Origin of the sequence: Candidatus Tumulicola sp., from assembly GCA_036490475.1 — a bacterium.
GTDB lineage: Bacteria > Vulcanimicrobiota > Vulcanimicrobiia > Vulcanimicrobiales > Vulcanimicrobiaceae > Tumulicola.
This window is the reverse complement of sequence record DASXDT010000006.1, coordinates 1,434,973-1,448,922: the sequence shown is the minus strand read 5'-3', so window position 1 is coordinate 1,448,922 and position 13,950 is coordinate 1,434,973. Positions and strand designations below refer to the sequence as shown.

General features: G+C 59.8%; 13 protein-coding genes. 8 read left to right on the top strand and 5 right to left on the bottom strand.

Going from position 1 to position 13,950, the window contains the following annotated elements; all coding sequences use genetic code 11:
• Window positions 1–6: 6 nt before the first annotated feature.
• Window positions 7–945 carry an HAD family hydrolase gene (locus tag VGF98_14475; protein HEY1682848.1) on the top strand — a complete coding sequence of 313 codons (939 nt, stop codon included), beginning with the start codon at window positions 7–9 and terminating at the stop codon, window positions 943–945.
• An 85-nt stretch (window positions 946–1,030) separates the two neighbouring features.
• Window positions 1,031–2,413 (top strand): copper amine oxidase N-terminal domain-containing protein, encoded by a 1,383-nt coding sequence (locus tag VGF98_14470; protein HEY1682847.1) that lies wholly within the window; start codon window positions 1,031–1,033, stop codon window positions 2,411–2,413.
• Between the two features lie 7 nt (window positions 2,414–2,420).
• Here the strand turns inward: VGF98_14470 and VGF98_14465 are convergent, their stop codons facing one another.
• Window positions 2,421–3,632 (bottom strand): hypothetical protein, encoded by a 1,212-nt coding sequence (locus VGF98_14465; GenBank protein ID HEY1682846.1) that lies wholly within the window; start codon window positions 3,630–3,632, stop codon window positions 2,421–2,423.
• A gap of 72 nt (window positions 3,633–3,704) precedes the next feature.
• On the opposite strand from VGF98_14465, the gene VGF98_14460 reads away from it, so the two are divergent.
• Window positions 3,705–4,946, top strand: coding sequence for a PQQ-binding-like beta-propeller repeat protein (locus VGF98_14460; GenBank protein HEY1682845.1), 1,242 nt, complete (start codon window positions 3,705–3,707; stop codon window positions 4,944–4,946).
• A 3-nt stretch (window positions 4,947–4,949) separates the two neighbouring features.
• Here VGF98_14460 and VGF98_14455 read toward each other — a convergent pair whose 3' ends face one another.
• The 3 genes from VGF98_14455 to VGF98_14445 are packed head-to-tail and all read right to left on the bottom strand — an operon-like array spanning window position 4,950 to window position 6,077.
• Window positions 4,950–5,339: a VOC family protein gene (locus VGF98_14455; protein HEY1682844.1), complete on the bottom strand. Its 390-nt coding sequence runs from the start codon at window positions 5,337–5,339 to the stop codon at window positions 4,950–4,952.
• On the bottom strand, window positions 5,326–5,763 hold the full coding sequence (locus VGF98_14450) for an SRPBCC domain-containing protein (GenBank protein HEY1682843.1): 438 nt from the start codon (window positions 5,761–5,763) through the stop codon (window positions 5,326–5,328). The genes VGF98_14455 and VGF98_14450 overlap by 14 nt, the downstream gene beginning before the upstream one ends.
• Window positions 5,760–6,077: a metalloregulator ArsR/SmtB family transcription factor gene (locus VGF98_14445; protein HEY1682842.1), complete on the bottom strand. Its 318-nt coding sequence runs from the start codon at window positions 6,075–6,077 to the stop codon at window positions 5,760–5,762. Before VGF98_14445 ends, VGF98_14450 begins: the two co-directional genes overlap by 4 nt.
• Window positions 6,078–6,617: 540 nt before the next feature.
• Here VGF98_14445 and VGF98_14440 point away from each other — a divergent pair.
• The 5 genes from VGF98_14440 to VGF98_14420 all read left to right on the top strand — a co-directional run bounded on the left by VGF98_14440 (window position 6,618) and on the right by VGF98_14420 (window position 13,050).
• The gene (locus VGF98_14440) at window positions 6,618–7,967 is read left to right on the top strand and encodes a hypothetical protein (GenBank protein ID HEY1682841.1); all 1,350 of its coding nucleotides are present in this window, start codon (window positions 6,618–6,620) and stop codon (window positions 7,965–7,967) included.
• 25 nt (window positions 7,968–7,992) lie between these two features.
• A complete protein-coding gene (locus VGF98_14435; GenBank protein ID HEY1682840.1) occupies window positions 7,993–9,063 on the top strand; it encodes a hypothetical protein in 1,071 nt (356 codons plus the stop codon).
• A gap of 170 nt (window positions 9,064–9,233) precedes the next feature.
• Entirely contained in the window at window positions 9,234–11,390 is a 2,157-nt protein-coding gene (locus tag VGF98_14430; GenBank protein HEY1682839.1) for a prolyl oligopeptidase family serine peptidase, read from the top strand.
• A complete protein-coding gene (locus VGF98_14425) occupies window positions 11,387–12,388 on the top strand; it encodes a cysteine synthase A (protein ID HEY1682838.1) in 1,002 nt (333 codons plus the stop codon). Before VGF98_14430 ends, VGF98_14425 begins: the two co-directional genes overlap by 4 nt.
• A 23-nt stretch (window positions 12,389–12,411) precedes the next feature.
• A complete protein-coding gene (locus VGF98_14420) occupies window positions 12,412–13,050 on the top strand; it encodes a hypothetical protein (GenBank protein HEY1682837.1) in 639 nt (212 codons plus the stop codon).
• A 100-nt stretch (window positions 13,051–13,150) separates the two neighbouring features.
• On the opposite strand, the gene VGF98_14415 is transcribed toward VGF98_14420, so the two are convergent.
• Entirely contained in the window at window positions 13,151–13,510 is a 360-nt protein-coding gene (locus VGF98_14415; protein ID HEY1682836.1) for a PIN domain-containing protein, read from the bottom strand.
• Between the last annotated feature and the right edge of the window lie 440 nt (window positions 13,511–13,950).

Here is a 13,950-nt window from a genome sequence, read left to right as displayed (position 1 = left end):
TTGAATATGCCGGACAACACTCGACAAGCCGACCCTCTTCCTTCGTGGAACGATGGTACAACAAAAACCGCGATCACCGATTTCGTAAAGAAAACAACGACTCAAGGAAGTCCCGACTTCGTGCGCGTGCCGGATCGCATCGCGCTGTTCGATAACGACGGGACGCTGTGGGTCGAGCAGCCGATGTACACACAGCTTGCGTTTTTACTCGAAAGCGTTCGTGAGGCCGCTCCGCAACATCCCGAGTGGAAAACGACGGCACCCTTCAAGTTCGTTTTAGAAAACGATCTGGCTGGATTAGCTGCGGCAGGAGTGCCGGCGATCATGCAGCTTTTCGCGGCAACGCAGTGCGGAATGACGACCGAAGAGTTTGCGAAAATCGCCAAGGACTGGATCGAAACGGCTCGCCATCCGAAATTCGACCGCCTTTACACGGAGTGCATTTACCAGCCGATGCTGGAGCTTATCGAATATCTTCGGGCAAACGACTTCGACGTGTACATCGTCACCGGCGGCGGCGTGGAATTCGTTCGTCCGTGGGCCGAACGCGTGTACGGCGTACCGCTGCGACGAGTGGTCGGCAGTTCGATAAAAACAACGTTTGAGATGCGCGACAACCAGCCGGTGCTCGTTCGCACCGCCGAGATCAATCTGCTAAACGACGGCAACGGTAAGCCGGTCGGGATCCACGAGTTCATCGGGCAGCAGCCGATCGCGGCCTTCGGAAACTCCGACGGCGACTTAGAGATGCTGCAGTGGACGGCGTCCGGCGAAGGCCCGCGGCTGATGGGTCTCGTGCACCACACCGACGCAGAGCGCGAGTATGCGTACGACGCGCATTCTCCGTTCGGCAAGCTCGATAAGGCGCTCGACGAAGCAAAGGCTAGGGGTTGGACGGTCGTGGATATGAAACGCGACTGGAGCACAGTCTTTCGGCCACAGTAACCAGCGGGCACTGGTGCCTAACTAGGCTGTCGCTAGCCAAAGAGAGAAGCAAGCGACATCTGCCTGGGCTCAGTGGGGGTTGACCATGCTTCGCTTCATATCGGCGCTCGTAATCGTTGCGTTCGTTTTCACAGGAAGCCCGGCGGTCGCCGCGGGCGTTACCGTCAACGTCGACGGACAGCCATTATATTTGAACCCCGGACCGATCGAACGTGCCGGGCGCGTCTTCGTTCCGTTACGGAGCATCTTCGAACGCCTCGGCGCCAGCGTGGTGTACCAGAACGGTCAGATCAACTCGACCAAAGGCAGCACCAGCGTATCGCTGAACATCGGTTCGCAGCAAGCAACGGTCAACGGCCAACCGCAAGTGCTCGACGTTGCGCCGTTCATCATCGGCGCGACCACCTACGTGCCGTTACGATTCGTCGCGCAATCGCTGGGCGCCGTTGTCGACTACAACGGCAACACGCAGCTCGTTGCAATAACATCATCCGGAGGCGGAGGCGGCTACGCACCACCGCCGCCTCGGCCGAACCACCCGCCGCCGATGCCGCCGCCCGCGGCTCGCGTCCAGTTGCGGAACCTCGAGCCCGCACCCAACGGTACGGTGAACGAACGCAACCCAAGAATCGCGGCGAACTTCTCGCCGGTAGCCGAAGGTGGGAGTATCAACGTCCGGCTAGACGGACGCGACATCACGTGGGCCAGCAACGTATCGGCAAGCGGCTTTTCTTTCCGGCCTTCGGATGCGCTTGCCAATGGAACGCATACGATTCGAGTAACGGGTCGCGGACGATCGGGCGCGCCATTCGATCATTCGTGGTCGTTCACGACGACGGGTCGGCCGTTACCACCGCCGGTGGTAACGCCGGTACAGTTGCGCAATCAACAGCCTTCGCCGAGCAGCACGGTCGACAATCGCTTCGCGGTGATCTCGGCGAACTTTGCGCCCGAAGCTGAAGCTGCCAGCGTACGCGTGCGGTTAGACGGAAACGATATCACCGGTCGTGCCGGAGTGTGGGCTGGCGGATTTTCCTACAAACCTCCGGCACCGCTCGAATTCGGTTCGCATAGCGTGCGAGTCAACGGGCGCGCCCGTGGTAGCGGTTCGGCTTTCGACCATTCTTGGTCGTTCAACGTGCGTCGATCTGGACCGGCGCCGATCTCGCTGACGATCGGCCAGCCGAATCCGGATGCCGCCGTCGGTCGCACGTTCACGGTAGCGGGCAGCACCGCGCCGAACGCGACCATCAACGTCATTGCGGGCGCGGCGCAAGGCGGCGCGGGCCTATTCAACGGCAACACGACGGCCGGCCCTCGCGGGAATTTCCAAATCTCGGTGACGCTGAAAGCGCTGATGGGTCAACAGGCAGTGTTTGTACGGATCACTGCGACCGATCCGTCGTCATCGCAGACGGCGCAGAAATCGTTGCAGCTTCGCTTCAGGAACGCCTCTACCACGCCGTAGCCATTCGCTAATGCGCCAGGCTTTTTCGATAACTCGAGATTGCCTCGCGAACGGCGTCGATGCCGCTGTATCCCCATCCGTGCGGCATCTGCGTTGGTTCGCTATCGTCACTGGTCTGCGCGTTCCAGCCTTCGTCCGGCGTAACGAATTCATTAAACTGATGGACGAGTAAGAACGTCGGCCGCAGTTGCGCGGCGAGCTTCATGTAGGATTCGAGTGTGACGTACCTGTGGCCGGTAGGCCCGTATCGCGTTGCGACGTCGGGGCAGATCTTATGGGGCCTGGGACAACCCCAACCTCTGTGGCCAGCCGTTGCAATCGACACCGTTAGGTTTTCTGCGGCATCGGTGCCCGGAATCACGCTGTACGTGGGATAGTATCCGAACTCGGGCTTGTAGCGATCGACATAGCTCCAAAACCCGTATCGCGGTGCGATTTCCGTGGGGCCATCCGGTGTCCGACTTGGATCGGCCCAGAACGTTGGCTGCGCATCGAGATACCCGCCGACGATGCGAAACGTGTATTGCGTATCGAGCCCGCTTTCACGCAATACGGATTTGGCGCCCTGGAGTATCGCCGGGTCTACCGGCGTACCGACGTACACCAGCATCAGTGGATGACGGGCGTACGTCTCGCTAAGCTCGGGATACTGCTCCATCAAGCGGCCGAAGTATTCGATTTCTTTTTGGAACCCCGACTTGCCGTCGCGCCCTTTGTGCAGATCGAGTCTCGATAGGCATCCCAGCAACGGTATGAGCTTGATCGGTGATCGAAGTTTCGACCACGCCGGATAGAGATTGCCGGTATTATCGCGTATTACACGGTTCGAGTTCCGGAACGACTCGCTCGCGGGCCGGCAGAATTTCGGGGAAGGCGGTCCCGTGCTGAAAATGCAACCGACATTGTTCGACACGTCGGCCGTTGCGGCGTCGACGCCCATGTATTCCATCCACTTGAGATGTTGTGCGATGACGTGCGGATCCGCACTGTCATAGCCACCACCGATCGATTGCATATCTTTCGATTGCAAAATCGGCATCGCTTCGGCTCCCTGAAAAGTAGCGGCCTGCGGCCCGAACCACGCTTCGTACTCGAGAACGACGACCGAACTTGATGTCGGCGGCGGAGGCGGCTTCGCAGCCGGCGTTACCAGCGTGCTCGAACAGGCCGCCGGTGCGATCGAAAGGGCAGCGATGACCGCAGCGGTCGATAGGCGCATTTCGTTGACATGCTTTTACGGATGCAGGGTCCAATACTCTGTGTCATCACGCTCCAGATCCCGCGGATCTTCATGAGCCGGAGGTTGGCAATTATTCCCAGGCAACTAAAAGCAGCTTTAGTTCTCGCGGCAGTCTCATTCCTGACTGCCTGTCAATCACAGAGCGCCTCGTCGATTACGGCGCTCAACTCGACGCTGTTGTCGCAAACCAAGGTGGATAATGCGAGCGGTCAATCCGTCGCGTATCAGATCGACGTCGCGCACACGGGCTTCGCCCGCGGTCCACTGCGCCTTCCCCTCAAGCAGTTGTGGTCGGTCGATCTCGGCGGCAAACGCGGCGGCGTTGGCTATCCAGTCATAGCGAATGGCATCGTCGTCGTCATTGCCAACGAGAGACTCATCGCTCTTGACGAAAAAACGGGCGAGAAGCTTTGGGTGCATCGCTCGCCGGGCGGTAACGGCTGGGTCGGTCAGGCGTACGACAACGGAATCATTTTTGCGAATTCATATTTGAGTCGTTGGCAAAAACACATCGGAATATACGCGTTCGACGAACGGACCGGTGAGAAACTGTGGTCGGCACCGACTCCCGGTCAGTCCGTCTCTTCATCTCCGCCAACCGCCGCTTCGGGTGTCGTGTATGCGGCAGCGGGAGGTGTCGGCGGGACGGTCTACGCGTTCGATGAGTTCACGGGAGCGCTGACGTGGACGGCGCCGGTGAATGGCGCCGACGACTCTTCGCCGGCTGTAACGTCGACCGGAATATTCGTTTCATACGCTTGCCCGCAAACGTATGACTTACGACCCAGCGACGGTCAGCAGATCTGGCAATTTAGCGGCCCTTGCCAAGGAGGCGGTGGCAGCACACCCGTGTTGTATCACGATCTTCTCTTTGTCGGTGATAGCCAACAATCCGTCGGATACAACGGACTCATTTTGAATGCCAAGAATGGAACGATAGCGGGCGCTTTTAACGCGATGTTCCCACCCGCCTTCGCAAATACATTAGGCTTTTTCGTCAACCCTACGACGCTTGAAGCGCAAAGTATTCCGACAATGAAGCAGGTCTGGAACGCGCAGGTACGCACAGGCGATGACTACTTGACCCCGCCGCTAGTCGTCGGCGAGATCGTGTATGTCGAGACTGCCGGAAGCAATCTCCTGGGTTATGATATTAGGAGTGGCAAGAAGAACGTTGATATTATCGTCCCGAATAGCGGTTACTATCGCAGTGCTTTTGCCGGCCTAGCCTTCGGTGATGGCGAGCTACTCGTCCCTAATGGACCGTACCTTATTGCGTTCCAGGGAAGCTAAGTCTTAGGCGGTTACGATCCACTCGGTGCCGTAGCGGTCGTGTACTACGCCGAGTACGCCACCCCAAGGTTGCGTCGCGAAAGCTACTTTACTATTGCCACCATCTAGCAACGCGTTGTAGATGCTGCGTGCTTTCTCCGCGTCGGGGGCCGCAAGCTGGAGGGACACGTTTCCATCGTTTGGATTGACGGCTCGCTGCGAGGCTCCGTCGGAAAACATCAGCGTGAATCCCGGGCCTGCGAACGTCGCGTGCGAAATCATCCCGCGATCGTCGCGCATGACGATCTCGTACGTACCTCCGAAAACTGATTGATAGAACTCGAGAGCTTCGGCCGCTCGACCGTACAGATAGACGTACGGTGAAAGACATATTGCGCCATCAACGGTCGACATTTTGGACCATCCTCTCTATGATATCCCAGCTGCTTGCGGTGCCGATCTGTACGCCTAACTCCATGGCGCGTTCGAATGCGGCTTGCGTCGAGTAGGCTGCGAGCAATGTGACGGTCGTTTTACCGTAGCGCTCTTCAAATGTTATGGTGTGCGTCGCAATGCCGTCGCTCGAGACGATCCGCTTGCCCGGCAACACGTCACTATATGTTCCTCGATTCACGTACACCGATCCGTCGGGAAGACGAAGGTCGATGTGATACGTACCGCCCGTTCGAACGTCGAGCGTGTGGACGATCGTCGTCGATCCCTCGCATCCCCACCATTCGGCAACGTATTCCGGCTGCGTGAAAACGCGGAACACGACGTCGCAGGGCGCATCGAACGTGCGCGTCAGCGTGAAACAGGCCGCGTTGGATTCGATCATGATTGCCCTCGTTTCGCTCGTTTGACGACCCGCTCGATGCGATCGAAGCGTCCGCTCCAAAGCTCGCGGTATTCCTCGAGCCAGTTAAAGATGTCGTGGAGTGGCATCGCCTCGATGCGACTCAGCCGGCGTTGAGCGTCGCGCGAACGCGAGATCAGCCCGGCACGCTCGAGCACGCCGACGTGTTTGGAAATCGCGCGCTCGCTGATTGAGAACGGCGCGGCCAGCTCGCGGACCGAGGCTTCACCGTTCGCGAGCCGCGCCAGGATGGCACGTCGCGTTGGGTCGGCGAGCGCCGCGAACGTCGCGCTCAAGGCGTCGTCGCCCCGCCTAGCGGAACCTACTAGTTCTGGAACCATATGGTTCTATAATAACCGCGCACCCACACGGCGTCAAGGTCCGAGTGAAGACAATGTCGTGCAACCAGCCAAGGGCGCGGACGATTGGGCGCTTCGTTCGATCAACGCTATCGTTCACCACATCGTCGCGGTACATCGCACTGAAAGGGTTGACCTCAAGTTCGGTGATAACTACCTGCGGTGTCAAGCCAATCTCTCGCCTTGATGCAACCGCCGACGGATGCGGCGCTACGTGCTGCGGTAAAGCACCTCTTTCGTCACTTAGACGAACCCCGCGCCCTCCGCAAAAATTTGCTCGTCCGCCGCTTCTTCGAAGATTCTTCGATCGGCAGCTTCGGGCGACTGCGCGAGCGAGAAGTCCTTGCGCGCGTTCATCGTCTGATTCGGCAAGCCGCGGAACACTGTCGAGACCTCGACCTCTCGAATGGTGACGACGACGAACGCGCGTTACGCAGGCATACGATCGTAACGCTTCAATGTCTCGAAAACCAGCCCATGGAGGCCGTTGCGGCCAAGCTCGGCGTCTCGCTCGGGTATTGTTATCGCGAGCGCGCACAGATCTATCTACGAATCGCGCGATACCTCTCGAACTATGTCGATCGGCCGCGCATTTCGTATTTGCCCGAAGTCGACGATTTTCAAGTGCGCGTACACCGCGTGCTGCACTACGCGACCTTCGGCGACGTCGATATTGCGTTTCGTGAATGCGACAGTCTCGTCGCCGACGCGCTGCCAGGATACCAAAAGATCGAGGCGCTACGAGCGAACGCATTTACATCGATGCGCTTCGGGGCGGTCGACCGGGCCGAACACGCGTCTGCCGCGGCCACCGACGTATGGCAACGCGAAAAGGCGGCACAGACGCCGGTGCAACGAGACGCCGGCGCGGCGTGCCTCGCGCTCCTGGGCGCGCAGTTCGCGTACTACCGCGGAAACGTGAACGACGCGCTAGCCTTGGCTCGACGCGCCGTCACGAGTTTCGAAGCGCTCGAAACGACGTCGCCGCATCTCAAAGAGCTGTACGCTGAGAGTCGCGGCGAACTCGGGTCGTCGTTGTGCAATGCGGGAGAGTGGGAACGCGGCCACGACGAGCTGGCCGATGCCGAGACGCAGTTGGGGCGCGCCCGTTGCGCGTCGTCGCAGTTAGCGGCGAGGGTTACGCTAGAAGTTTGGATGCTTCGAACGTACCTGCCCCTCGGTTCGCGCAGCTGGTATCCGGCTCGCGAACGGATGGAAGGTCTAACGAAAGCGTTCGAGCTTTCCTATTCATCCGGCTCGCTCATCGAAGCGACGGTAGCGCTTCGGGTACTCGCTGAGTTTCATGCGATGGCTGGAAACGAACGCGAACTGCTCGATACGACACGCCAGACGATGTTGCTTGCGAAGAATCAACCTAGCGAGCGAATCCGGGTGCAGACCGCGCTCAATCTTGCGGTGCTGCTGCTTATGACCCGCCATTGGCGATCCGCGTCTGCGCTAGTTCCGCATGCGAGCCAGCTGGATTCGTGTGACGCCTATCATCGGCAACTGGCCGAGTATTTTGCAGCGGCGTGGGCGTTGAAATCCGGAAGGTTGCGCGAAGCTTGGAAACTCGCAAACAGCGATGCCGGTCGCGCGGGCAGTTCGGCGCTATTGGCGCGTCGCCGGATCGTCGGCGCTAGTGCTGCACACGAGCTTGGAAAGAAACGCGACGCGCAGGCGCTGGCAGAAATGGCGGTTACCGAGGCGGAACGCTTCGGATTGGCGCCGTTGCTCAAAGAAGCATACCAAGTAGCTGCCAAAGCGATCGGCGGAGCGCAGTATAAGCGCCGCGCCCGCGAAGTCGCCGACGTCATCTGCGCCTAGACTTTTTGACCCAAACTCGGAGTTTTTGACCTTCACGAAGGGCTCGTTTGGGTACGTGCGCGTAACCGCGTGCTATCCCACTACTTTGGAGATGAGCATGCAAGTTTCGACCTCTATTCGTACCGCTGCCGGACTGTGCGCCGCCGCAATGTTGTTCGCAGGCTGCGCCGGCACGTCGTCGCAGATGACGCCACAGGCTCGTGGCTTGGCCATGCATCGGCCGTCCGGCCCGACGACGTCCGGCCGCACGTGGATGGATCCCGCCGCCAAGGGCGGCGATCTGTTGTATGTCGCGACGGCGGGGAACAGCGCCGTCGAAATTTACTCGTATCCAAAACTTAAACAGGTCGGTGCGCTGACGGACACGCAATGGCCCGAAGGCTTGTGCAGCGACAAAGCGGGTAACGTCTGGGTTACCAACTACGAGTTTCATGGCTACTTGCCCGGCTACATGACCGAATACGCCCACGGCGGCACCAAAATCATCGCAACGCTGCAAGATGCGAATCAATCACCGGGAGACTGCTCCATCGACCCGACCACCGGAAACCTCGCCATCGCCAATAGAATTCCGGCGACGGGAGAGTACTCTTCGGGAAACATCGGGATCTACACCAAAGCCAAGGGCGATCCGGTGACGTACACCTCCCCAGACATCTTCTTCTACTATTGGTGTACCTACGACGACAAGGGCAATCTTTTCGTCAATGGGTTCAACTCAGCGAGTCAGGTCGTCTTTGTCGAACTGCCCAAAGGCTCCAAAAACTTTAAGACGTTGCAGCTGGACGAGCCCATGAGCTGGCCGGTCGGAATTCGATGGGACGGAAAATATTTGGCGGCCGGAAACGGTAACGATACCAACCCGTTCGTTTATCGATTCCAGATCCACGGTAACAAGGCGACGACGGTAAGCTCGATGCAGCTCAACGGGGCTTCCTCGATCGCGCAATTCACCGTGTTTGGCAAAAACATTATCGTGCCATCAGTTCAGTCGGGGATCGTCGGCATTTACGCCTATCCCGCCGGTGGCGATACAGTGAAAACAATCAATGAAGGAAACGAACCGGTCGGGACGGTGATCAGCACGGCAAAATAGCATTTCCCGACCGCTTTTCTACGTCCATCGCCGCGGCCTTAGCCACTACACCGGTTTTGGCCGCGACGTCCCGGACCACTTCGCACCGTCAGGGCAATCATACGTAGGGGTTTTCCCGGTCGCTCGGCCCAAGAGAATGATTGGCCGCCGAGGAGCGCCAAGAGGTTCGTATGTATCGCCGACTGCTTCTAATTTGCGTCGTCTCGACGCTGACGATCGCCCCGGTCTTCGCCGCGACGACCCAGCCCGTCGCACCGGTCGAACCGGTGACCGACACCCAGTTCGGGACGACGATCGTCGATCCGTACCGCTGGATGGAGCAAGGTTCTGCGGATCCGCGATTTCTCGCGTACCTGAAGGCACAGAGCGACTACACCGCTTCGGTGCTCGCGCCGCTGTCGGCGCAACGCGATGCGTTAAAAGCCAAGCTGATGGCGCTGTCGGCGGGCGTCGCGCGGATCTCCGCTTGGCAACAAGCCGGCGGCAAGCTCTTCTTCGAAGAACTCGATCCGACGGCGTCAGTACCCGTCGTTCGCGTGAAAGATACGGACGGCCAAACGCGCACGCTGTTCGATCCGGCAACGTTTGCAACGGCGACCACGCACGTCGCCATCGATTACTTCCAGCCGTCGCAAGATGGTTCGTACGTGGCGGTCGGCGCGGCGGAGGCGGGTTCGGAGAACGATACGATTCACGTCGTCGAAACCGCAACGGGCAAATTGCTCCCGGAAGAGATCACGCGCACGCAGTACGGTTCGCCGTCCTGGCGCGCCGACGGTCGCTCCTTCTACTACAGCCGGCTGCAGCAGCTCGCCCCGGGCGCTTCATCGGATCAAATCTACGTCAATCAACGCGTGTATCTGCATGTCTTAGGAACGAACCCAGACGCTGATAAAGCCGTTTTCGGTCCGGGCGTCGACGCGCAAACGACGGTTCCGGCAGCCGGCTTCAATCAGGTCACGGTGGTTCCGAGAAGCGATCTTCTATTGGCGAGCCATAGCGCGGGCACGACCGACCCCGGCGAGTACTACGTCGGTCGCGAAGGCAGCGCGGATTGGAAGCTCCTCCTCAAGCCGTCGGACAAACTGGCGACCAGCGGATCGAGTTCGTTAGCATTTCTCGGAACGAACCTATACGCGATTCTGCAAGATTCGCCCAACGGCCGCATCCTTCGTTACAATCTTGCCAATTCGTCGGCGGCGCCCGTGATCATCGCGGCGACGAGCGACCGAATTATCGAGGGCGTATTCGGCGCCGCCGATGGGGTCTATGTCGAGTACCGCGACGGCATTACATTCAACATCTCTAAGATCGATATCAACGGCGCCATGACTGGGAAGGTAACGCTCCCGTACCAGGGCACGGTCTACGGCATCGACGCGTCGCCGCTCGAGAAGGGTCTGCGCTTCGGAATCGATTCGTGGATTCGTTCGCCCGCGCTATTCGCGTACGACCCGGCGACGGGCGCGGTCGCCGATACAGGAGTCGTCCCGAAAGACCCGCTCGACGTTTCACACCTCCGGGTTCGCGAAGCGATGGTGCCGTCGACCGGCGGCGCGCGAGTTCCAGTATCGATTATCTACCGCGACGATATCGCGCTCGACGGCTCGCATCCGACGCTTTTCGAAGGCTACGGTTCGTATGGCAGTCCGTCGGATCCGTACTTCTCGGCAAGCTCGCTCGAGTGGGTGCTCCGCGGCGGCGTGCTCGCGACCGCGCACGTGCGCGGCGGCGGAGAATACGGCGAGCGCTGGCACCTCGCCGGCCAGAAGGCGACGAAACAACATACGATCGACGACATGATCGCGACGGCGCGATATCTCATCGCAGAGAAATACACGTCGCCCGCGCATCTCGCGGTGCGTGGGACGAGTGCCGGCGGAATCGCCGTCGGCGGTTCGATCGTGCAACATCCCGAGCTGTTCGGCGCCGCAGTCGACAACGTTGGCATGACGAACGTACTGCGCTTCCAGCAGACGCAAGGCGGCGCGGCCAACATTCCGGAATTCGGCGATGTCAATAACGCGGCGGATTTCAAGTACCTGTACAACATGGACGCGTACGTGCACGTTAAGGATGGAACGCGCTATCCGGCAGTGATGGGAGTGACCGGACTCAACGATCCGCGAGTTCCGACGTGGATGGTCGCGAAGATGATCGCGCGCCTACAGGCGGCGACGTCGAGTGGAAAACCGGTTCTGCTGCGGGTGGATTACGACGCCGGCCACGGCATCGGCTCAAGCCGCACGCAACAAATGAACGAGCGCGCGGACGAGTGGACGTTCTTGCTATGGCAGTTAGGCGACCCCGAGTTTCAAGTGAAGTGACGGTCGTCAACGGCTTCTCCGGTGCCGTCGGCAATACGCCGCTGATCGAACTGCGCGAGCTTTCGCGCCAGCTTGGCCGGCGGATTCTCGGAAAGGCTGAGTTTCTTAATCCAGGCGGATCGGTAAAAGACCGCGCCGCGCGGGCGATCGTCGACGATGCCGTGGCGCGTGGTGCGCTGCAGCCCGGCGGCACGATCGTCGAGGGAACGGCCGGCAATACCGGCATCGCGATCGCGCTCGTCGCGAACGAACGCGGATACAACAGCATCATCATCGTGCCAGACGATCAGTCGATTGAAAAGATCGACCTGCTGCGGACGTATGGTTCCGACGTGCGCGTCGTTCGCGCCGTGCCGTTTACCAACCCCGAGAACTATTATCATGTCGCGCGACGAATCGCCGAGGAGCTGCCCGGCGCGTTCTGGGCGAATCAATTTGAGAACACTGCCAACCGCCGCGCGCACGAGGAAACGACCGGACCGGAGATTTGGGACCAATGTGAAGGCCGCATCGACGCGTTCGTTGCGGCGGCCGGCACCGGAGGAACGATCGCCGGCGTCGCCACCGCACTGAAAGCGCGACGCAGCGACATCCTCACCGTGCTCTGCGATCCGATGGGCTCGGCGCTGTACAACTACGTCAACAGCGGTGAACTGAAGCCGGAGGGCGACTCCGATCTGGAGGGAATCGGCATCAAGCGCGTCACCGCAAACTTCAAGGGAGCGCCGATCGATCGAGCGATTCGCAAGACCGACGCGCAAGCCATCGCGATGGCTCACTGGCTGCTCGAGCACGAGGGACTCTTCGTGGGCGGTTCGAGCGGCTTGAACGTCGTTGGTGCAGCCACAATTGCACGAGAACTTCCCGAGGGTTCGACGGTCGTCACCATTCTCTGCGATGGCGGCGCGCGATATCTCTCGCGAATCTTCAGCAGCACATGGTTGGCCGAAAATAACTTTGCGAACGGTCAGACGCTGGGCGCCATTCTCGATCGGTGAAACGCGAACTACACGTCCACTCGGTGCCAACGCGCGCTGAGCAAGTGCGCACTGCAGTCGAGATCGTCGCCATCCTGGCGGCAGGTTTGTGGGCGCTCTACACGTTCGTCTACGAGCAGCGCATCAAGCCACTTTCCGAGCAGGCCGAATTCTCGGTTCCGACCACCGTGACGCAGGGACCAACCGTAAACGGCGTGGTGTTCCTAACCGTTCACAAGCGCCTAGAGAACACCGGCAACGTGCCGATCGATATTGCGGCCGAGGCGCTGAGCGTCTACGGCGAAAAAATCGTGAAGTCGGGCGGCCACGTACAGTTGACCAAGACGCCCTTCGCTATCGAGCTGCGGGCCGACATGCCACGTCGCCCTGTCGCCCTGCTGTTCTCGAAGGTCAATCTGCGAAGCGGCGCCGTCGGCGGAAATCCTAAGACGAGCTTTTATCTGCCGCCGCACAGCTCTGCCGAGGAAGATTCCGTGATCGCGGTACCGGCCCACAGGTACCCTGCGGTGTTAGTTAGCCGCGTCGATTTCATTCGCAAAGCGCCTATTAGTCCGGCGATTCCCGTGCGTATCGTACGCTCGCGGCTTGGAGGCTATACCTTATCGTCGTCTCCAATCAACGGCGAGTACGACAGCGAGTACGAGTATCCGATCGCGCCATAACGTGTTCACGAAGATCTTGATGGTCGCAGTTGCCGCGTTCCTCGGTTCTGCAACAACGTCATGAGTTCCAAGCGTCAGCGCTCGCAAGATCGCGTAGTTGTCACGATTCCGTCAGGCCTAGCGCTCCGGCGATTCGATTGAGCCGTCGGTCGAGCGTCCACAAACCGCAACCAGAAAGCAACGCCGAGGCAAGCAGATGTGCATCGATCCAGCCGATGCCTTTACCCCAGAGGCGGCGATCGCCGATCAAGTGTAATACTTCATTCTGCTCGGCGGCATCCACGGCGGGGAGCGCGGCCAGATCTGAGAGTACACGCGCGCGATCCCTGAATCCGCCGCACGCAAGCTCGCCGACAACGAACGGATGCATCAAGACGAGCGAGTCGTCCAGGGCTCTACTCAATTTGGGACTGCCCGAACGGAAGTGCTCGATCCAAACCGAGGTGTCTACGAGAATCATCGCGCTGAAGGCGGACGTCGGCGCGGAACCGCCCTCAGCTTTGGCTGGGAGCCGCCGAGACTTGACAGACGCTTTGCCGCCTCACGTGCAACGAGCGCTTTGAGCCCGGCATGGACGAGAGCCGTCTTTTCCTGGATACCACTAAGCTCTCGCGCCCTCTGGAGGAGCGCCTCGTCGATGATAAGGGTCGTTCTCATATGCATCAATATGGCGGATTCATGCATATCGGTCAAGAGAAGGGACTGAAGGTCGTCCGAATAGCCCTCTTCTCCTAGGTACCTCCGCGAGTTGCGCGAGGAGTTGCGTACCGGCCGCCGTCGGGTATTCGGGATCGGACTGTTCGGGCACGTTACCCCAAAATCGGAATATTGCGAGTGACGGCGCACTTGCGGGAGCTTCTTGCGAAACGTTTTGCGCGGCCGCCTGACCATCGTCTTATT